This is a genomic window from Rhodovulum sp. P5 (assembly GCF_002079305.1).
GTDB lineage: Bacteria > Pseudomonadota > Alphaproteobacteria > Rhodobacterales > Rhodobacteraceae > Rhodovulum.
Map to the genome: position 1 here is coordinate 3,420,771 of NZ_CP015039.1, position 19,935 is coordinate 3,440,705.

At 64.9% G+C, this 19,935-nt stretch carries 12 protein-coding genes; 5 read left to right on the forward strand and 7 right to left on the reverse strand.

Annotated features, from left to right (window positions below):
* Positions 1–4: 4 nt before the first annotated feature.
* Positions 5–3,469 carry a CHAT domain-containing protein gene (locus RGUI_RS16305; protein WP_081534875.1) on the forward strand — a complete coding sequence of 1,155 codons (3,465 nt, stop codon included), beginning with the start codon at positions 5–7 and terminating at the stop codon, positions 3,467–3,469.
* A gap of 244 nt (positions 3,470–3,713) precedes the next feature.
* On the opposite strand, the gene RGUI_RS16310 is transcribed toward RGUI_RS16305, so the two are convergent.
* The 3 genes from RGUI_RS16310 to RGUI_RS16320 all read right to left on the reverse strand — a co-directional run bounded on the left by RGUI_RS16310 (position 3,714) and on the right by RGUI_RS16320 (position 8,372).
* Positions 3,714–5,762 (reverse strand): UPF0149 family protein, encoded by a 2,049-nt coding sequence (locus tag RGUI_RS16310; protein ID WP_081534877.1) that lies wholly within the window; start codon positions 5,760–5,762, stop codon positions 3,714–3,716.
* Positions 5,763–5,968: 206 nt separating this feature from the next.
* Entirely contained in the window at positions 5,969–7,615 is a 1,647-nt protein-coding gene (locus RGUI_RS16315) for an IS1634 family transposase (RefSeq protein ID WP_081532493.1), read from the reverse strand.
* A gap of 286 nt (positions 7,616–7,901) precedes the next feature.
* On the reverse strand, positions 7,902–8,372 hold the full coding sequence (locus tag RGUI_RS16320; RefSeq protein WP_216640081.1) for a hypothetical protein: 471 nt from the start codon (positions 8,370–8,372) through the stop codon (positions 7,902–7,904).
* A 334-nt stretch (positions 8,373–8,706) separates the two neighbouring features.
* Here RGUI_RS16320 and RGUI_RS16325 point away from each other — a divergent pair, with 334 nt between their 5' ends.
* Positions 8,707–10,353 carry an IS1634 family transposase gene (locus RGUI_RS16325; protein ID WP_081532493.1) on the forward strand — a complete coding sequence of 549 codons (1,647 nt, stop codon included), beginning with the start codon at positions 8,707–8,709 and terminating at the stop codon, positions 10,351–10,353.
* Positions 10,354–10,742: 389 nt separating this feature from the next.
* Positions 10,743–11,240 carry a flavin reductase family protein gene (locus tag RGUI_RS16330; RefSeq protein ID WP_081534879.1) on the forward strand — a complete coding sequence of 166 codons (498 nt, stop codon included), beginning with the start codon at positions 10,743–10,745 and terminating at the stop codon, positions 11,238–11,240.
* A gap of 223 nt (positions 11,241–11,463) precedes the next feature.
* On the opposite strand, the gene RGUI_RS16335 is transcribed toward RGUI_RS16330, so the two are convergent.
* Positions 11,464–12,651 (reverse strand): alpha-D-ribose 1-methylphosphonate 5-triphosphate diphosphatase, encoded by a 1,188-nt coding sequence (locus tag RGUI_RS16335; protein ID WP_081534881.1) that lies wholly within the window; start codon positions 12,649–12,651, stop codon positions 11,464–11,466.
* Positions 12,652–13,964: 1,313 nt separating this feature from the next.
* Positions 13,965–14,654, reverse strand: coding sequence for a DUF1045 domain-containing protein (locus RGUI_RS16340; protein WP_081534883.1), 690 nt, complete (start codon positions 14,652–14,654; stop codon positions 13,965–13,967).
* A 76-nt stretch (positions 14,655–14,730) separates the two neighbouring features.
* On the opposite strand from RGUI_RS16340, the gene RGUI_RS16345 reads away from it, so the two are divergent.
* Both RGUI_RS16345 and RGUI_RS16350 read left to right on the forward strand, forming a co-directional pair.
* Complete coding sequence (locus tag RGUI_RS16345; RefSeq protein ID WP_081534885.1) at positions 14,731–15,870, forward strand: alpha-D-ribose 1-methylphosphonate 5-triphosphate diphosphatase; 1,140 nt, start codon at positions 14,731–14,733, stop codon at positions 15,868–15,870.
* 104 nt (positions 15,871–15,974) lie between these two features.
* On the forward strand, positions 15,975–16,319 hold the full coding sequence (locus RGUI_RS16350) for a hypothetical protein (protein WP_156883003.1): 345 nt from the start codon (positions 15,975–15,977) through the stop codon (positions 16,317–16,319).
* 42 nt (positions 16,320–16,361) lie between these two features.
* Here RGUI_RS16350 and RGUI_RS16355 read toward each other — a convergent pair whose 3' ends face one another.
* On the reverse strand, positions 16,362–17,237 hold the full coding sequence (locus tag RGUI_RS16355; protein ID WP_081534888.1) for a lysophospholipid acyltransferase family protein: 876 nt from the start codon (positions 17,235–17,237) through the stop codon (positions 16,362–16,364).
* Positions 17,238–17,320: 83 nt separating this feature from the next.
* Entirely contained in the window at positions 17,321–19,888 is a 2,568-nt protein-coding gene (gene pepN / locus RGUI_RS16360) for an aminopeptidase N (protein WP_081534890.1), read from the reverse strand.
* Positions 19,889–19,935 lie beyond the last annotated feature (47 nt).

Genomic DNA, 19,935 nt, shown 5'->3' on the forward strand with positions numbered 1-19,935 from the left:
TGCGATGGTAAGAGTTCTGCTGATTGCCAGCATCGTCCTGTTGGGGATTTCGTCGGCCCGAGCTCAGGACCTGGCGACCGAGTGGTCCGCCGGAAACGCGGCTGCTGTGCAGGCTTACCGCGATGGTGACTACACCACAGCGCTGGACCTTGCCCGGCAGATGCTTGTTCTGGCGGAAGCGGCGTTCGGGCCGGAGCATCCCGATACCCTTCGGAGCGTGAACAACCTTGCGGTTCTCTATCAGAGCACCGGTCGCTACGAGGACGCGGAGCCGCTCTTTCGCCGCGTGCTGGAGGCCCAGGAGCGCGTGCTCGGGCCGGAGCATTCCGATACCCTGATCAGCGCGAACAACCTTGCGGCTTACTATGAGGCCACCGGTCGCTACGAAGAAGCGAAGCCTCTCTTTCGCCGCGTGCTGGAGACCCGCGAGCGCGTGCTCGGGCCGGAGCATTCCGATACGCTCATGAGCGTGAACAACCTCGCGTTTCTCTACTTAAGAACCGGTCGCTACGGGGACGCGGAGGTGCTCTTTCGCCGCGCGCTGGAGGCCCAGGAGCGCGTGCTCGGGCCGGAACATTCCGATACTCTGGTCAGCGTGATCAACCTCGCGACTCTCTATGAGGCCACCGGTCGCTACGGGGAGGCGGAGCCGCTCTTCCGCCGCGCGCTGGAGGCGTCCGAGCGCGTGCTCGGGCAGGAGCATCCCTTTACCCTGAGCAGCGGAAGGAGCCTCGCGGGTCTCTATCAGGCCACCGGGCGCTACGGGGACGCGGAGGTGCTCTTTCGCCGCGCGCTGGAGGCCCGCGAGCGCGTGCTCGGGCCGGAGCATCCCGAAACCATCGGGAGTGTGCACAGCCTCGCGGGTCTCTATCAGGCCACCGGTCGCTACGGGGAGGCAGAGCCGCTCTATCGCCGCGCACTGGAGGCGTTCGAGCGCGTGCTCGGACCGGAGCATCCCGATACCCTGGGCATCGTGAACAACCTCGCGTTGTTCTATCAGGCCACCGGTCGCTACGGGGAGGCAGAGCCGCTCTTTCGCCGCGCGCTGGAGGCGTTCGAGCGGGCGCTCGGGCCGGAGCATCCCGATACCCTGACCAGCGTGAACAACCTCGCGGCTCTCTATCAGGCCACCGGTCGCTACGGGGAGGCAGAGCCGCTCTATCGCCGCGCGCTGGAGGCGCGCGAGCGCGTGCTCGGGCCGGAGCATCCCGATACCCTGACCAGCGTGAACAACCTCGCGTTTCTCTATCACCCCACCGGTCGCTACGGGGAGGCAGAGCCGCTCTTTCGCCGCGCGCTGGAGGCGTTCGAGCGGGCGCTCGGGCCGGAGCATCCCGATACCCTGACCAGCGTGAACAACCTCGCGGGTCTCTATGAGGCCACCGGTCGCTACGAGGACGCGGAGCCGCTCTATCGCCGGGCGCTGGAGGCCCGCGAACGCGTGCTCGGGCCGGAGCATCCCGATACCCTGACCAGCGTGAACAACCTCGCGGGTCTCTATGAGGCCACCGGTCGCTACGGGGAGGCGGAGCCGCTCTATCGCCGCGCGAAGGAGGCGTTCGAACGCGTGCTCGGGTCAGAGCATCCCGTTACCCTGCGCAGCGTGAACAACCTCGCGGGTCACTATGCGGCCACCGGTCGCTACGGGGAAGCGGAGCCGCTCTACCGCCGCGCGCTGGAGGCGTCCGAGCGGGTGCTCGGGCCGGAACATCCCAATACGCTGACCATCGTGAACAGCCTTGCCGCGCTTCGGATCGCGCAGGGCAGACCTGCCGAGGCTGCAGCGATCCTTGAGCAGGGTGTTATTGCCTCCGGTCGTTGGGCCGGGCAGGAGGCCGATTCCGCGTCCGGGGCGGGGCAGCGGCGCGCGGCGCTGGAGCGGGCGGGAACGTCGGCTGCTGCAGCCCTGGCGCTGGCGGCGCAGGCGCCGTCGGCTGAAACGGCGGACCTGGCGGCGCTGGTGGTCTTGAACCGCAAGGGGTTGGCCGGGGAGCGGGAGGCGGCGCTCCTTAGGCTTGCCCGGTCGGCCGAGACCGAGGAAGCGCGGCGGATCGCGACGGAACTGCTGGTCGCGCGGCGAAATCTGACCGCAGCTTTTCGGCAAGTCGCCTTCGGCGACGGCGGGGCGGCCGCCGAGCAGATCTTCCAGCTGGCGACCGAGCGCGTGGACGGGCTGGAACGGGATCTCGCGCTTGCCGATCCGACCTACCGCGCCCCCCGTGACATCACCGCCGAGGCGGTCACGGCGTCGCTGCCGCCGGGCGCGGCGCTGATCGACTACACGCTCTTCACACCCTATGATTTCGAAACGCGCATCTGGGCAGAGGACCGACATGTGGGCGCGGTGGTTCTGCGCCCGGGCGCGACGGCGGTGTTCGTTGACCTCGGGCCACTGGCCGAGATCCAGCCTGCAATCGAGAATCTGGGCGCGACGCTCGGCATGGGGGACCGGGGCAAGATCGCCGGGATGACGCTGCATCGGGCGCTGCTGGCGCCGCTCGACGCGCATATCGCCGGAGCGGAGACCCTCTTCATCTCGCCCGCGGGCCCGCTCGGGCTGATCCCCTTCGACATGCTGCGGACATCGCCGTCGGACCAGTCGACCCTGGCCGCCTCCGGTCCCGCGATCAGGCTTCTGGCCACCGGCCGGGCCTTGGTTGCCAAGGCGCCCGAAGTGACGGGACAGGGTCTCGTCGCCTTTGGCGCCATCGACTATGAGCAGGCGGGTGGCAGCACGTCGACATCCGCGGACACAGCTGAGACGCTTCTGGCGCTCGTCGAACGAGCCCGGGCATCGGACGTCGCTTCCATGATCCAGGCGGGCGGGCAGCAGGACTTCGCTCCGTTGGCGCATACGGCTGTGGAGATCGACGCCATCGCACGGATCTGGCGCGAGGCGGGCGGCGACACGGCGGACCTCTACATCGGCGCGAACGCCCGGGAAGCGCGTCTGACCTCACTGACCACCGCCCCCAGAGCGCTGCACCTCGCCACCCATGGCTTCGTCAAGGAGACGGAAGCGGCGGGCGCGCGCGCGGCGCTGCTGACGGGCATCGCACTGGCCGGCGCCAATCGGATGGCTGAGACGGAGACCAGTAGTGCCAGTGGTGACGGCGTCCTCTTCGGCTACGAGATCGAACCCCTGGACCTGGCGCGAACCGAGCTGGTGGTGGTCTCGGCCTGCGAGACGGGCCTTGGCCGGGTCGATACGACCGAGGGTGTCTACAGCTTGGCGCGCGGCTTTCGGCTGGCGGGCGCAGGCGCGGTGTTGGTGACGCTGAAGCAGATCGACGATGCGCTGACGGCGGATTTCATGGCGGACTTCTACCAGGCTTGGCTCAGCACTCCGGGAACCACGCCCACGCAGGCGCTCAAATTCACCAAGCAGAATTGGGCCAAGAGTTCCGATCCCCGCCGGAGCCGCTCCAGCACCTGGGCCGCCTTCATTCTCATCGAAAACAGGGTGTGAGGGACAGGAAATGGCGAGGGAGGACTCAAGCAGCGCAACGTCGGCACCCTCTGTGCTCAACGAGGCGGTAGAGCGCGTACGGCGAACGGTGGGTTCGTCCGCGTCTCGGGATCCTTTCAAATGCTGCGGCCTGCAGGAATGACCGGTTCGGTGAAGCTGCACTGCAGCGTCAGCGGCCAAGATGGAAGTCCGAAAAGGGCCGTCATCCAAAATCATCGAGGCCACGCCATCGCGGATCAACCATCTATTTTCGCAAGGCGTGGCGTCGGGCGATCCAGGACGGCAGCACCGCGCGAAGCGTTGTACCATCCCCGCCCTTGGCGATCAGTCCAATGTCGCGCAGGACACGCTTGTCGTCAGCAGCCAGCGACTTTGCCGGCCAGGATTGTCGGGTCGCCGCCACGAGGTCGTCGAAGCCTGTCGCCCAATCCCGCAGGCCGTCTTCGTTGAGCGCGGCAAGCGCGTGGGCTGTGGTCTCCGGGTCGCCGGCGTCATCGTCGGCGAGGTTGGCCTGCACAACAACGAACTCCATCAGCTGATCGAGCGCGCCTTGGCCCGGAAACTCGATTCCGCCGACCAGCGCTCCCAGCCAGGCCTCCGGCTCGGTTTCCAGCGGTGTGATCGCCAGCGCTGCGAGATAGCCGTGAAGATAGGCCTCGGTCATCCCGGCATGCGCGAGAAGAGAACCGACCCCATCCTGCTCTTCGCGTCGTGGCACCGGCGCAGCATTCCCTTCGTGCTCGGAATGAGCTTCCAACGTCATCGCCACGATCTCGGCCATGATCGGGATGCGCTTGAGCGGCCGACCGTCCAGAAGCGCCTGCGCCACCGCGGCGAATGACAGCCAGAGCATCGGGTGCACCTCACTCGCGGCCTTCAGAGTCGTCGCCGAAACCGCGAAATGCCGTGCCCACCAGTCCCGCCGGGTCCCGAGGTGTTTCCAGACAGCGGCTTCGCGCCCCTTGTCCGTGCGCGCCCGCGTGATGGCGGCGCGGAGCGTGCCGGTATCCACGAACCAGCTATCGGCCTGATCGAAGAACTCGATCCAGTCGGCGCTGGCCTTCACAAGCTCGGTGCGGTGGGCCGCCGGAAGGCCGGCGAGCGTCTCGGCCGCGCCGATGGACGCAAGAATGTCCTCGGTCTCCGCAGCGGCGGGGATCAGCGCAGCGAGGCCAAGGCGTTCGGCCAGCTCCACTATCCCGGGCGCGGGCAGGCGCCCAAGAGCCAGGCCCTCACCAAGACCGCGCGCCAGAGCCGCGGCCAGCGCATCGGGCGAGATGTCGAAGGTTTCGATCTCGTCCAGGACGCCAGCGAGCATCTGCCTTTGCTCGGTTGCGCTTGAGCACGGGATGATAAAGGCATCCTTCACACCGTGGCCCTGCTTCAGCATTGCCATCGCTACGCCGCGACGGCTGCCGGTCTGGACGGCCGCGATCAGGCTCTGAGCGCCGGCGCCATCCGGCAGGCTGGCGGCGGCCCGGTGAATCTTTGCGGTGGGCGCCCCGGTCTGTGCCATGCCGCCGCGCATCTGACACCGGATTGCCCCGTCGAGGCTGGCGCGGGTGGAATCGTCGGGCAGCCACTTCCGGATGGCGGGGAGAAGCGCGGCAAGGTCCGGGTCCAGCAGCCCTGCCTCAGCGCGGGACAGGAGCGCCGTCGCGGCGGCAAGGCGGAGATCCGCTTGAGGATCCAGCAGCCAGTAGAGCCCGAGCCGCGCCTCCACAGCGCCGGGCCGCGCGAGGATCATGGAAACCAGCATGGCGGCAAGCTCGGCCGGCAGCCCCGCGAGGAGTTCGCCCAGTGCGGCATGGACCTGCAGGGGCTCATCGCCAATCTCCTCCAGGATTGGGTCGAGCAATGCATTGAGGTCGGGCATGTCCTCGGAGGCGGCTCCGGCCTCCGCCATGACATCGGCGGTCAGGGTGGCGAAGAGCGGCGGCGCCAGGCCCGCGCGAGCATAGATCCGGGCCAGTCGGAGACGCTGGGCCGGCGCGAGCGGCTGAGTGGAATCCTGCGCGGTGATCGCGGCGGCGACGGCGTCGAGCAGCGCGGCGCCCTCGGGCGCGTCGTTCTCCGCGGCCATGCGGGCCTCGTCGAGTGCGCTGGACAGGAGCGCCGCAGCCGCCTGCGTCGTGGCATCGTCCTCTGGGTCCGCGGCGGTAGCGGCCACATTTGCAATGGTCGCGGGATTGGCCAGCAGGACGCGGGCGCCGTCTCGGAGCAGGCGGGTATGGGTCGCGTCATCCGGAGCGTTGGCGATGGCGTCAATCAGGGGCTTGGATGTATCGGTCATGCTGGCAGAGTTACGGCACCGGGTAAAACATGCCAACTACCACACCGCATGGCGATACGTCCGAACTGCCGCATCTGGATCGCGCAACCCGGGACAGGGCTGCCGTAGCAGGCCGAGATGCTGCATGCTCAAGTTCACCAGTAAAACGCGTAAGTGATTGATATCGTTATGGCGAGATTGGCCAAAATGTAACTACGCGAGGGTGATCAGGCGGGTTTTGGCAGGTTCAGGGTGTCGAAGAGGTCCAGTTGTTCGGGGGTCGGGGTGGTGAGGCCGTCGAGCTTTCGGTCGGCGATCCGGGCTTCGTGGCGGTGGATGCGCGCGAGCATGTCGAGGGCGGTTCGTGGGCTGGCGTCATGTCCTTTTGCCTTCAGCCGCATGCGCATGACGCGGTAGAGGACGAGGGCGAGAAAGCAGATCAGCGCGTGGGCGCGGATGCGGTCGGGCAGCCGATGGTGGACGGGGGCGATCTCGATATCGGATTTCAGGACGCGGAAGCCGCGTTCGATATCGGCCAGCGACTTGTAGCGGGTCACGGTTGCGGTCGGCGTCAGGTCGGGGGCATTGGTCAGCAGGGCGAGCTTGCCGTCGAAGAGTTCGGCTCGGGCGACGGCGTCTTCGTCGATGCTGTAGCTGAACCGGTCGGCCTGCAGGTCTGCCTTGAGGAACCGGGTCAGTTCGGCCTCGGCCACGGCGCGCGTGAAGCGGCTATAGGCGCCGCGGTCGGAGGCGCGGCGGCCCCGCGCCGTCTGGCCGTCGTCTTGCGCATCGAGCTTGGCGACCATCTTTTCGGCCTGGGCTTCAAGTTCGGCGATGCGGGCGCGACGTCGTTCGGATTGGTCGGCGGCTCGAACGGGATCATGGGCGACGATCAGGCGATGGCCGGCAAAATTGCTTTCCGCCAGGCCGCCTTCGTCGAAGGCAAGGCCCCGAAAGGTCTCGACCAGATCGGCATAGCGACGGGCGGGGACGGCGAGGATGAACTCCAGCTTGCGGTCGTCCTGATCGGCCAGGGCGGTCAGTTCGTCGATGTTTTCAAGGCTGAGCAGGCCACGGTCGGCGACCAGGATGACACGCTGCACGGGAAACCGCTGCAACACCGTCTGCAGCATGCCCTGCAGGGTTTTCGTCTCCCCGACATTGCCGGGGTGGACCGTGTGCATGAGCGGCAGGCCGTCGGCGGTTTGCACGACGCCGAGCACGAATTGCCGGGCGATGCCACCGGTTTCCTTGTTCATGCCATAGGCGCGGAGGTCGTCGTCAACCTCTCCGTCGCCATGGATGCGCACCGTGGTCAGGTCGTAGAAGACCACGGCCAGGTCCCGATCGACCAGCGGACGGATTTGTCTGGCCAGTTCCATCTCGACCCGCTCGGCATGGTCCATCAGCGCATCCATGGCGCGGAGCAGATGTTGATGCGTGACGGTGTCCGGCATCGCGGGCATCGCGACCGTTTCCAGCCAGCGCAGGCAGCCCAGCTTGCTTGTGGGGTCGCACAACCGATTGAACACCATGGCGCGGACCAGCGCCTCCACGTCGACTTTCCGCTTGCCGGAACGCAGCGCACGGCCGAGGGCATGATCGAAACCAAGGTCCTTCCACAACTCGTGCAGGGCAAAGACGTCGCCATAGCTGCGCGCCGCCTCGTAGGTGATCTCGGCCTTCTCGGGCTCGACCCGACCCGCGGCGCGACTGAGCCCCCGGATCAGCGCATCGAGCTGGCCATCCTTCATCCCGTCCACGCGCCCCAGATTGGCCACGACGCGCAGCCGGGGCTTGCCCGCCTCGTTACGGAAGGACTCGACAATCTGCAGATAGCGACGCCCGCCGCTCTCGGTGATGCGCGTGAACATGGCATGCAGGATATCGCACGTTTGGGCGCATTCATAGGGTCTTAAACATCATAACGTGTAACTACACGACTTCGGCCGAACTGCCCACCTCGCGCGCCTTAAGCTATTGAAATCCCATACCTGCGCTGAACGCGCTCACGCAGATTCCCCCGGATTTTGTCGAAGTTCGGCTTTCTCGACGAACGCGGCAGTTTGCCCGAAATGGCGGCTTTGCGCAGATTGCGGTCATCATTGAGCACATGCCAAGCCATGGAGGCGGCGGCTGGATTAGGAGATAAACGATCGTTTATGGCCCTATCTTCTTCGTCAGCTCGTGGCTGAGTTCTTCGATCACGTCGGCAAACTCCCGTACCACGGAATCTCGAATTAGAAGGCGTTGCCCTGCGGCGTAGGTCTTGTCGCCGCTTCGATCAATGTAGTCCTGATCCACGATACCCTGCTGATGCGCGAGAAGATGGCGCTGCTGAAAATAAATCTTGAGCTGGTCAAGTTTGGCCTGGCCAATCAAATCGACATAGGCATGTCCAATCTCGGCCTTCCACAAGTCCGAACCCACATCGAGATTCTGGAAGGCATTGCGGCGGGCCGTCTTGCCGCTCTGACGTTCATACAGCTGCTCGTTTAACCTCTGGAACGACATTACCGTGTCCTGGATCGCCTTTTCCAAAAGTGTGCGGATCATCACCTCGGCCTCATCTGGGCCGAGTGTATTCCGTAGAGTTTCGCCAAGTCCCGCAGCGGTGCGGATCGTGTTCAAGGTTTGCGTGAAGGTATGGCTTGCAGAGTTCTCCCCACAGCTCGGGCAGAAATATGCAGCGCCAACGTAGGAATAGCGGCAACCGCAGCTCTCGCAGGTTGTACGCAGCCGCATCGGCTCGGCTGCTGCTACTGGCACAAGTACGGCGTCCCGTCCGCCTTTCACCGAACTTCGACAAAATCCGGGGGAATCTGCGTGAGCGCGTTCAGCGCAGGTATGGGATTTCAATAGCTTAAGGCGCGCGAGGTGGGCAGTTCGGCCGAAGTCGTGTAGTTACACGTTATGATGTTTAAGACCCTATGAATGCGCCCAAACGTGCGATATCCTGCATGCCATGTTCACGCGCATCACCGAGAGCGGCGGGCGTCGCTATCTGCAGATTGTCGAGTCCTTCCGTAACGAGGCGGGCAAGCCCCGGCTGCGCGTCGTGGCCAATCTGGGGCGCGTGGACGGGATGAAGGATGGCCAGCTCGATGCGCTGATCCGGGGGCTCAGTCGCGCCGCGGGTCGGGTCGAGCCCGAGAAGGCCGAGATCACCTACGAGGCGGCGCGCAGCTATGGCGACGTCTTTGCCCTGCACGAGTTGTGGAAGGACCTTGGTTTCGATCATGCCCTCGGCCGTGCGCTGCGTTCCGGCAAGCGGAAAGTCGACGTGGAGGCGCTGGTCCGCGCCATGGTGTTCAATCGGTTGTGCGACCCCACAAGCAAGCTGGGCTGCCTGCGCTGGCTGGAAACGGTCGCGATGCCCGCGATGCCGGACACCGTCACGCATCAACATCTGCTCCGCGCCATGGATGCGCTGATGGACCATGCCGAGCGGGTCGAGATGGAACTGGCCAGACAAATCCGTCCGCTGGTCGATCGGGACCTGGCCGTGGTCTTCTACGACCTGACCACGGTGCGCATCCATGGCGACGGAGAGGTTGACGACGACCTCCGCGCCTATGGCATGAACAAGGAAACCGGTGGCATCGCCCGGCAATTCGTGCTCGGCGTCGTGCAAACCGCCGACGGCCTGCCGCTCATGCACACGGTCCACCCCGGCAATGTCGGGGAGACGAAAACCCTGCAGGGCATGCTGCAGACGGTGTTGCAGCGGTTTCCCGTGCAGCGTGTCATCCTGGTCGCCGACCGTGGCCTGCTCAGCCTTGAAAACATCGACGAACTGACCGCCCTGGCCGATCAGGACGACCGCAAGCTGGAGTTCATCCTCGCCGTCCCCGCCCGTCGCTATGCCGATCTGGTCGAGACCTTTCGGGGCCTTGCCTTCGACGAAGGCGGCCTGGCGGAAAGCAATTTTGCCGGCCATCGCCTGATCGTCGCCCATGATCCCGTTCGAGCCGCCGACCAATCCGAACGACGTCGCGCCCGCATCGCCGAACTTGAAGCCCAGGCCGAAAAGATGGTCGCCAAGCTCGATGCGCAAGACGACGGCCAGACGGCGCGGGGCCGCCGCGCCTCCGACCGCGGCGCCTATAGCCGCTTCACGCGCGCCGTGGCCGAGGCCGAACTGACCCGGTTCCTCAAGGCAGACCTGCAGGCCGACCGGTTCAGCTACAGCATCGACGAAGACGCCGTCGCCCGAGCCGAACTCTTCGACGGCAAGCTCGCCCTGCTGACCAATGCCCCCGACCTGACGCCGACCGCAACCGTGACCCGCTACAAGTCGCTGGCCGATATCGAACGCGGCTTCCGCGTCCTGAAATCCGATATCGAGATCGCCCCCGTCCACCATCGGCTGCCCGACCGCATCCGCGCCCACGCGCTGATCTGCTTTCTCGCCCTCGTCCTCTACCGCGTCATGCGCATGCGGCTGAAGGCAAAAGGACATGACGCCAGCCCACGAACCGCCCTCGACATGCTCGCGCGCATCCACCGCCACGAAGCCCGGATCGCCGACCGAAAGCTCGACGGCCTCACCACCCCGACCCCCGAACAACTGGACCTCTTCGACACCCTGAACCTGCCAAAACCCGCCTGATCACCCTCGCGTAGTTACATTTTGGCCAATCTCGCCATAACGATATCAATCACTTACGCGTTTTACTGGTGAACTTGAGGAACACGGGCCAGTGTCCAACTGCGCGTGGGCAATGGCGCGCTCTAGTGAGTCATCGACGTGCCACAGCGGGGCAGGTGTGCAGGACCGAGTCGTATCCGCTCGCAAGCGTGAGTCATCTTGCTAGCATCCTCCACTGCTGGCGCGGACTGGGATCGCGTGCCGCTCAGCCGACGCTTCGGCGCTCGTTGCCCAAGGTATCGGTTGGGCCGTTTCGGACCTGCGGCCAAAGTGACGGGTCGGGGCGGTTGCCGTGGCCGGGCATCTGACGCATTGTCCCGCCGCAGACGTCAGGGAAGGACATCAAGCCCATGGAGCGATTTATCCCCGGCCCCGAGACCGAGCGCGCCTATCGCGACGCCCTTGGCTGTTTTGCGACCGGTGTGACCGTCGTGACCGTTCGGGCCGCGCATGGACCGCTGGGGATCACGGTGAACAGTTTCTCGTCGGTCTCGCTCGACCCGCCGCTGGTGTTGTGGTCGCCGGCACGCGGATCTACCCGGTTCGAGGCCATGACCGCGGCAGAGCATTTCGCCATTCACGTGCTCGGCGCGGGAGAGGAGGACCTCGCCATGCGTTTTGCCCGGTCAGGACATGATTTCGATGGTGTGACGATGGAGCAGCCCTTGGACACAGCCCCGTTGCTGGACGAGGGGTGGATCGCGCGCTTCCTGTGCCGGCGCGTTGCGGTGCATGACGCGGGCGATCATGCCATTGTTGTCGGCCGGGTCGAGAGTGTCGCCCGACGCGAGGGGCCGCCGCTTGTCTTTGCCGGGGGGGCATATGGCGATTTCAGCCCAAAGGGCTGAGCGGCCGGTCGTTCCGTTCCGCTTGTTCGCGACAAAGGAAAAGGGACGATCCATACGGATCGTCCCGTCACCCTTCTGAACGACTGCCTGAAATGTTCGATCGCCTCGCGGCGTAAACTTGGGGGTCGGACATCGACCGGCCTTCGGGATCATCTATCGACGAAGAGTATGACGCAGGCGTAAAACATGCGTCAAGATCGGATCAAAAACGGCTGCGCGGGCCCTATTCGGCCGCTACGGCCATGTCGAGCGCATTGATGCGATGGGCGAACCGGTGCGCGGCCTCTCCGGCGAGATAGGTGAGTCGCCCGCCCGAGATCGTCATTTCCACCGCGCGGGTTTCCTCGTTCACCACGCACAGATCGGCCCGCCGCCCGAAATCGAGCCGCCCGCGATCGGGCAGGCGCAGGATTTCCGCCGGTTTTTCCGATACCATGGCCCAGGCTTGGGGGAGCGTCTTCAGCCCACGGTCGACCAGGTGCCAGACCGCGTGCAAGAGTGCGGGATAGTAGTAGTCGGAGACGAGCGCATCGCACAGGCCCTGCGAGATGAGGTCCGCCGCCGAGACGTTGCCCGATTGCGACCCGCCGCGAACGACGTTCGGCGCGCCCAGAATGACCGGATCGTTCATTGCTTTCGCTGCTGCGGCAGCGCGGCGCGAGGTCGGGAATTCCGCGATCCGTGCGCCGATCATCGAAAAGCGTTCGCGCGTCTCGCCGTCGGGATCGTCATGCGAACCGTACAGGACACCGATTTCGTCGAACATCTCGGCCAGATAGCACAAATGGCGCGGCACTTCCGGGGTCCGCTTGCGGGTGGCCTCGATCGCGGCGAGGTGTTCTTCGACGGTGCGGCCGGCAGACTGGGCCCAGTGGGTCAGCCGGGCAGGTTCGGTCCGGGCAAGTTCCACGGCTTCGTCAAGATGGTTGTTGAAGACCACATAGTCGATACGGTGGCGACGCACGGCTTCCAGCATGCGGGCGGCGGTATCGACCAGATGGGTTTCGCAGCGGATCTGAATACGCAGGTCCGTCAGCATCTGGGCGCGGTAGGCGTCGAGCGTGGCCATCAGGGCCTCGGCCCGGTCAGGGCCACGATGACCGCCCTCCCAAGACCAGCCTTGCGCCAACCATGCCGTTGTCACGCCATTTGCTGCGGCTTCCCTGTCGGTTGCGGCAAGGCCCAGCCCAATGGAAAAATCCGCCGCCGGGCGCGGCACGATATGCCGTTCGAAGGCATCGCCATGCAGGTCGATGATGCCGGGCAGAATCAAATAGCCTGACAGGTCCACCTCGGGCAGGGGGCCCTTGGTGATGCGTCCGTCGGTGATCGCAAGCGATCGTTTCTGCAGTTCACCGTCGCGCAAGATTCTTGCGCCGGTAAACCGCAAGGGCTGAAGAAACTGGGGCATTGGACTGCTCTGGCCGTTCTTGGGTGCAATGTGGATAAGGCCATTCTGTATCGCGCATATGACACTGAGTCCGGATTGAGAAAATTGTATGCATTTCGATGAATTCCCGGGCGTAACGTACCTGATTGCAGGGCGGCTTGGCGGAGTGTGCGGTCTTGACCATTTGCAGCTCGTTCTTGGCCGCACAGGCACAGGGGGCGGGCAGGCGCGGTCTGTGGGCGGGCCTGTGTCTGTGATCGGTCGCAATGCTATACGGAACGGCGTGCAGGCTGTGTCGCCAAGCGTGCGGCGTGCCAGAACCGCGTGACGGGGGCGGTACCTGGGGGGCGGTTGGACGACCGAAGCGTGAGCCGCGCGGCATCTTGACGGGACCGACGCAAGCGCATTCCAAATGGTGACTGACTTGGTCGGGGAAATTGTCAGAACGGACCCACATTACCTGAAGAACGTGGTCACGTCGGCCCGGGGTGAGATGTCAGATATTACGGAAAATATAATGGTATCAAGTGGTTATGCTTGCGCGTCGCGGCTCTTGCTTGACAGGGCGCGATGTCTGCCGACAGCCTGCCGGCGCCTCGAACCTCCGGAACCTGCCTGAAAGGCGACGACATCGCGACCGTACAAGCGTCGACGTGACACTTTGCTCGCACCGCTGTTGGCAGCGGCCCATTTTGTTCGTCAGGCGGTCTTCTGGCCCATGCACTCAGACCGGAATTTTCACCGTAGGCTTGCAAGGCGATAGTCGTCCAACACCCTCCCAGTAAAACGGCTTGCGTGCATTTTGGGCGGGCATGTGTACGACCTGACCTGCGCCTGTGGATCGGTGCATCGGCCGCAAACGGGACGCGCGTTCTGGTTGTCCGGCGTTCTTTCTCAGCGGCCGCCGGGGATGCACCAGAGTCTCGCCAAGAAGGCTTGGAAACCCCCTGGTGAGCCTGTGGATAAGTCTGGGTATGGAGTCCCGTTCGGACAGACATACACCACCGACTACCGGCGCGAGAACGGTCGCTGGTCAATTTAGCGAGATTTGCCGAAATCAACCTAATGGGTTACTGAATAATGAACACACCTCAGGATTGCAAGGCCGTGTGGCGGTTCGTCACGGCACTTTTTCGAAGGGGTTTGCAGACGGCCCTTATGGCTATGCCTTCTTTTCAGCCGCGGGTCGCACCGCGCAACGCGTGAGGGAAACGAAAAGCCCGAAAAGCGTGTCGAGCGTTCAGAACGCTAGCGTTGGCGGCGACAGGGCGGACTCCGGTGCCTGTGGATGAGTCGGCCTTGGGTCCGCACAATCGCCAACCAAATGCTCGGCATCACCCCGAAAGCGAATACCGATGCAGGTTGTGGAAACGCCCGTCATCGGCCTCGCCAAACAGGCACAGGCTGGCAATCCGGAACGGGCGGTTCAGTTGCGAGGCAAGAAGCGGCTCCAGCACGTCGCGCGTGGCCTCGGCCTCCTCGTCCTTCAGCGGTCCCGTAAGGGTAAGGTGGAACCGGAACTCTTCCATCACATACGGATAGCCCCATTTCTGCAGAAGCTGCCTTTGCCTTGCACTCAGCCTGTCGGGGTTGCGCCGCGCGATCTCCTCATCCGTGGGGGCGGCGCGGAACCCGTCCAGCGCCTCGACAACGCTGCCGGCCAGGGCACCAAGCGCCCCTGTGTCGCCCCGCGGGGTCAGCGCAAGGAAGCCACCGATGCGTGACAACTGCAGCCCGTCCAGCAACACCGGTTTCAACTGCGCACATAACGCAGCGGCGGATCGGTGCAGAAGACCGATATCGCTGCCTTCGATCAGGCGGAAGGGCGGCTTGACTGTGCCGTGAAAGCCGTACTTCCGGGGTTTTTCGGTCAACTCGCCAATCGGGCGGGGCAGATTTTCAAGGCGAAGATGGGCGCGCGGCGACCCTGCCTTCGGATCCCAGCCCAGCCATGCTGCGCCGAAATCGGCCAGCGGTCCGGCCTCGGGCGCATAATAGATCGCGTAACGCTTGTACCCTTCCATCGGCCGGTCCAAACCCCCTTCATGTACCACGGGCACAGTCCTGCCCCAAACCGTGCCCGTCATCAAGGAGCGTCGCATGCCTGACCTTGTGCTTTCCAATGCCCTGCTGGTCCTGCCGCATGAAACCGTGACCGGGTCCGTGCGGGTCTGCGATGGCCGGATCGCGGATATCGCGCAAGGGGGCGGCGTTCTGCCCGGGGCCGTCGATTGCGGCGGCGACATGGTGATGCCGGGGCTGATCGAGTTGCACACGGATAATCTTGAACGCCACATCCAGCCGCGGCCAAAGGTGGACTGGCCCCATGCCAGTGCCATTATCGACCACGATGCCGAACTTGCCGGGGTTGGAATCACCACCGTCTTCGATGCCATGCGGGTGGGCTCTGTCCCCTCGGGCAAGGCACGCTACACCGCCTATGCGCGCAGGCTGGCGAGCGAGTTGCTGGACCTGCGCGCCAAGGGGGCGCTGAGGATCAGCCATTTCCTGCACCTGCGGGCCGAGGTCTGTTCCGAAACGCTGATCGCGGAAATGGCAGAGTTCGGCCCCGAGGACCGGGTCGGTATCGTCAGCCTGATGGATCACACGCCGGGGCAGCGCCAGTTCCGCGACACGTCGAAGCTGAAGGCCTATGTGATGGGCAAGAACAACTTCTCCGAGGCGGATTTCGAGGACCATGTCGCGAATCTGCACAGCCTGCGCAGCCGGCATGGTGATGACCATGAACGCGCCGCTGTGGCCGAGGCCCGCCGTTTTGGCGCGATCCTTGCCAGTCATGACGACACCACGGCCGATCATGTGACGGTGTCGGCGGCCCACGGGATCCGCCTGGCGGAGTTTCCGACGACGGTTGAGGCCGCCGAGGCCTGCCACGCCCACGGGATCTCTGTAATGATGGGGGCGCCGAACCTGATCCGGGGCGGATCGCATTCCGGTAATGTTGCGGCACGCGATCTGGCAGAGCGCGACCTGCTGGACATCGTGTCGTCGGACTATGTGCCCGGTGCGTTGTTGATGGCCGGGGTCATGCTGGGCGATCTGTGGAGCGACATGGCGCGCGGCGTTGCCACGGTCACGCGGGCGCCCGCCGATGCCGTGACCCTGTCCGACCGGGGCCGGATCGAGATCGGCGCCCGGGCCGACCTGATCCGGGTGGCGCGGATCGACGGGGCGCCCCTTGTCCGCGGGACGTGGGTTCAGGGGCACCGGGCGGCCTGAGCCCCGCGTTTCCCCGGCTATATGTACGCCATCTGGGTTTTGACCTTCCCAAGCGCTTCGCCTATTTCATGGCGGTCAGGAACGTCTATGCGGGAGCATTGTTCATGCAACAGGATGGACGCCGGAAGAACGGGGGCGCTGTCGAGGCGACCTTGAAGGCGCAGGCCGAGGGACTGGGCATGATGGCCTGGGTCGGGGCCGCAATGATGGACCACGTAAGGCGCACGAGCAGCGAACTGGCCGGTTTCGCCCGCGATCAGGCGCGGCAGGACCTCGACACCCTGTCCGGGATGCTGACCTGCGGGTCGCCGGAACGGGCGGCCAAGATGCAAGGCGCCTATATCGAAGCGAAAATGTCCGCGCTGGTCGAGGAGGCTGAGCGCCTGGGCCGGATGCATGCCGATATGTGCGAAACGACGCACAAACGCCTGACCGACTGGCAGGAGTGAGCAGGGCGACCGGCCTGCAGGCTGGGCCGCCCTTGCGCTGAGTTACCCAACAACCATCGATTTGGCCCATTTCGGGCGGCGGGTGTTCTGCAAAAGGCTGACCCGCGGTGCATAGCGCCCGCCGAGCGCCAAGGTGGCCTTGCGCAGTAGTTCTATCCCGTCCTCGGACCGGACCGGCAGGGCACTGGGTGCGATCGGTTCGCCAATGGTCATCCGATAGGGCTGACGGTCCTTGTTCAGGGTCTCGTGGAACAGGGTGATGTCCCGCAGCGTCGGGTGGATCAGGTCGAACAGGTAGAACAGCACCGAGTTGCGTGAGCGGATGTTGATCGGGATCACCGGCAGGTCGAACTTGCGGGCGATCATCGCGGCCGAGGCCATCCAGGGGCGTTCATGCAAGCTCAGCCCCCGGCGCTTGGCCAGGCGGCCCGACGGGAAGATCACGCCGATCCGGCCCTTCTCGATCGCTTCGCGGGTATAGGTCATTGTCTCCCGCGTCTTGGAGCGGCTGCGCTTTTCCTCACGCCATTCCACGGGGGCGATGATCTCGCTCATTTGCGGCAGGACACGCAGGATATCGCTGTTGGCGTAGAAGAAGAGATCGGGCCGGATATCGCGCAGCAGGCTCCACATCATGATGCCGTCGGCGATGCCGGTGGGGTGGTTCGCCACGATAAGCGCCGGTCCCGACCGCGGAATGTTCTCCAACCCCGTGGCCTTGACGTCCAGCGCCAGAAGGCGGGCCATTTCGTCCATGATCACCGGGGCTGGGTGGTTTTGCAGCACTTCACCAAGGGCAATCGTCCGCGGATAGCCCAGAAGGCCGGTCAGCACCTTCCGTGAAGGCGCGCTCCACGGGTGTCTGGCGAACAGCCAAGGCGCCCGTTCTTCGATAAGGGGATCGATTCGTTCCTGCATGCGCCTTGTCACCACAGTGTCGTAAAACTCATATGACAGGAGACCATATTCGCGTCTGACGGGTCAAAGGAAAAGCCCATATCTCATGCCCCCTGCGGCCCTGTGGCAAGCAGCCGGCCCACCATTTCACCCATGTCGCGGCTGAGCCCGTCCTGCCCGGCGATGCGCTGCAGGGCCGCCCGGATCCTGCCCTGACGGGCGCTGTCATAGCGGGACCAGGTTTCGAAAGCGGTGGACATCCGCGCGGCGGTTTGCGGGTTCACCCCGTCCAGCCGGATCAACCAGTCTGCCACCAGGTCGTAGCCCGCGCCCGATGGGTCATGGAAGCCCGCCGCGTTCATCGTCAGCCCGCCGATCACCGCCCGGAAACGGTTGGGGTTCTTCCAGTTGAAGTCGGGATGGTCGGTCAGCGCCCGTGTCGTGGCAACCGCCCGATCCGGCGCGGCCAGAGAGGTCTGCAGGGCGAACCACTTGTCCATCACCAGCCGGTCATGGACCCAGCGGCGGGCGAAGCGGTCCAACTCCTCTTCCCCGCTGCCGATTTCCAGAAGAATCGAAAGGGCGCCCAATTCGTCGGTCATGTTGTTGGCGTTTGCGAAATGGCTGCGGGCGCTGTTGCCCCCGTCCAGCCGCGCCATGTGGCCAAGGGCCGCCAACCTAAGCGACCGGCGCCCGGCATCGGCGGCACCAGGGCTGTAGGGGCCGGGGCAGGTCATCTGGTCGTAAAGCGCTGACCAGATCGGGCCCAGATGCGCCGCGACGGCGGTCTTCAGCGTCTCGCGCGCAGCGTGGATCGCCAGCGGGTCGGGGGTGATACCGGCCGAATGCAGCGTTTCGGCCATGTCGTCCTCGCTGGGCAGGCGCAGTGCGAGCGCCCGGAAAGCGGGGTCGAGCGTCTCGTCGCGGGCCATGGCGGCAAGCGCGTCCAGATAGGCCGGGGCGGGCGCGGCGTTCGCGGTGATCATGGCGACCAGCACGTCCTTGGCCAGCGCGCGGCCCGCCTCCCACTTGTTGAAGGGGTCGGTGTCATGGGCCAGCAGGAAAGCGCGTTCCTCGGCACTTGTTTCCCGCTCAAGGATCACGGGGGCGGAAAACCCGCGCAGGAGCGACGGGACAGGTTTCGCGCCCAGACCTTCAAAGGTGAACTCCTGCGCGGCCTCGGCGACTTCCAGAACGGTGGTCGGCACCACCTCGTCGCCATTCGGGCCGATCAACCCGACCGCCAGAGGGATTACCTGAGGCGCCTTGTCGGCCTGTCCCGGCGTGGGTGGCGTGGCCTGTTCGACATTCAGGGTATAGGTCCCATCGCTGAACGCATCGGTTACCCTGACCCGCGGTGTGCCCGCCTGAGAATACCACCGCTTGAACTGGCTCAGATCGCGGCCTGTGGCGTCCTCGAAAACCTTCAGCCAGTCCTCGATCGTCGCGGCTTGCCCGTCATGGCGGTCGAAATAGAGCGACAGCGCCTTGTCATAGCCCTCGGGCCCGACCAACCGGCGCAGCATGCCGATCACCTCGGCCCCCTTCTCGTAAACCGTCGCGGTGTAGAAGTTGTTGATCTCGGTAAAGCTCTCGGGTCGCACGGGATGGGCCAGCGGGCCGTTGTCTTCCCGGAACTGGCGGGCGCGGAGCGTGATGACATCCTCGATCCGCTTCACCGCGTGGGACCGTGCATCGCCCGCGAATTGCTGGTCGCGGAACACGGTCAGCCCCTCTTTCAGGCACAGTTGAAACCAGTCCCGGCAGGTGATGCGGTTGCCCGTCCAGTTGTGGAAATATTCATGCGCGATGATGCGTTCGATATTCTCATAATCGCGGTCGGTGGCGGTTTCGGGGCTGGCCAGAACATAGCGGGAGTTGAAGATGTTCAGCCCCTTGTTCTCCATCGCGCCCATGTTGAAATCGTCCACGGCCACGATGTTGAACACGTCAAGGTCATAGGCCCGGCCGTACACCTCTTCGTCCCAGCGCATCGAACGGACCAGCGAATCCAGCGCATAGTCCGCCTTGCCCTGGTCGGCGGGCCGGACCCAGATGTTCAGGTCGACCTTGCGGCCCTCGGACGTTGTGAAGGTGTCGGAAGTCGCCAACAGCTCGCCCGCCACCAGCGCGAAGAGATAGCTGGGTTTCGGCCACGGGTCATGCCATTCGGCCCAGCCTTCGCCCGCGCCCACGGGGTTGCCGTTCGACAGTAGAACGGGCAGATCGCTTTCCACGCGGACATGGAACGGGGCCATCACGTCGGGGCGGTCGGGGTAGTAGGTGATCTTGCGGAAGCCCTCGGCCTCGCACTGGGTGCAGTACATGCCGTTGGACATGTAAAGGCCTTCCAACGCCGTGTTGGCCTCTGGCGCGATCTCGACTTCGGATTCCCATGTGAAGGGCGCGTCGGGCACGGCGCAGGTCAGCCCCTCTGCGGTCAGGTCGGGGGAAACCGGCGCGCCGTCGATGGACGCGGCAATCAGCTTTAGCCCCTCTCCATGCAGGAAGAACCGGGTATCGGACGCCGCGGGATTGGGCCGGAACGCGATCTTCGACAGCACGCGCGTTGCGGTGGGGTGCAGGCGAAAGGTCAACTCCACCCTGTCCACCAGATAGGCCGGCGGCGTGTAATCCTTCAGATAGACCGGTTGCGGCGCGGCATCTTTCATCGGGCTCTCCTCAAATATTTCCCAAGACCTATCTTTTCGCGCGTCAA

What these genes read in the sequence shown, in the direction of transcription:
- RGUI_RS16305 (WP_081534875.1), top strand. Translation starts at nt 5, where the DNA reads ATGGTAAGAGTTCTGCTGATTGCCAGCATCGTCCTGTTGGGGATTTCG.
- RGUI_RS16310 (WP_081534877.1), bottom strand. Translation starts at nt 5,762, where the DNA reads ATGACCGATACATCCAAGCCCCTGATTGACGCCATCGCCAACGCTCCG.
- RGUI_RS16315 (WP_081532493.1), bottom strand. Translation starts at nt 7,615, where the DNA reads ATGTTCACGCGCATCACCGAGAGCGGCGGGCGTCGCTATCTGCAGATT.
- RGUI_RS16325 (WP_081532493.1), top strand. Translation starts at nt 8,707, where the DNA reads ATGTTCACGCGCATCACCGAGAGCGGCGGGCGTCGCTATCTGCAGATT.
- RGUI_RS16330 (WP_081534879.1), top strand. Translation starts at nt 10,743, where the DNA reads ATGGAGCGATTTATCCCCGGCCCCGAGACCGAGCGCGCCTATCGCGAC.
- RGUI_RS16335 (WP_081534881.1), bottom strand. Translation starts at nt 12,651, where the DNA reads ATGCCCCAGTTTCTTCAGCCCTTGCGGTTTACCGGCGCAAGAATCTTG.
- RGUI_RS16340 (WP_081534883.1), bottom strand. Translation starts at nt 14,654, where the DNA reads ATGGAAGGGTACAAGCGTTACGCGATCTATTATGCGCCCGAGGCCGGA.
- RGUI_RS16345 (WP_081534885.1), top strand. Translation starts at nt 14,731, where the DNA reads ATGCCTGACCTTGTGCTTTCCAATGCCCTGCTGGTCCTGCCGCATGAA.
- RGUI_RS16350 (WP_156883003.1), top strand. Translation starts at nt 15,975, where the DNA reads ATGCAACAGGATGGACGCCGGAAGAACGGGGGCGCTGTCGAGGCGACC.
- RGUI_RS16355 (WP_081534888.1), bottom strand. Translation starts at nt 17,237, where the DNA reads ATGCAGGAACGAATCGATCCCCTTATCGAAGAACGGGCGCCTTGGCTG.
- pepN (WP_081534890.1), bottom strand. Translation starts at nt 19,888, where the DNA reads ATGAAAGATGCCGCGCCGCAACCGGTCTATCTGAAGGATTACACGCCG.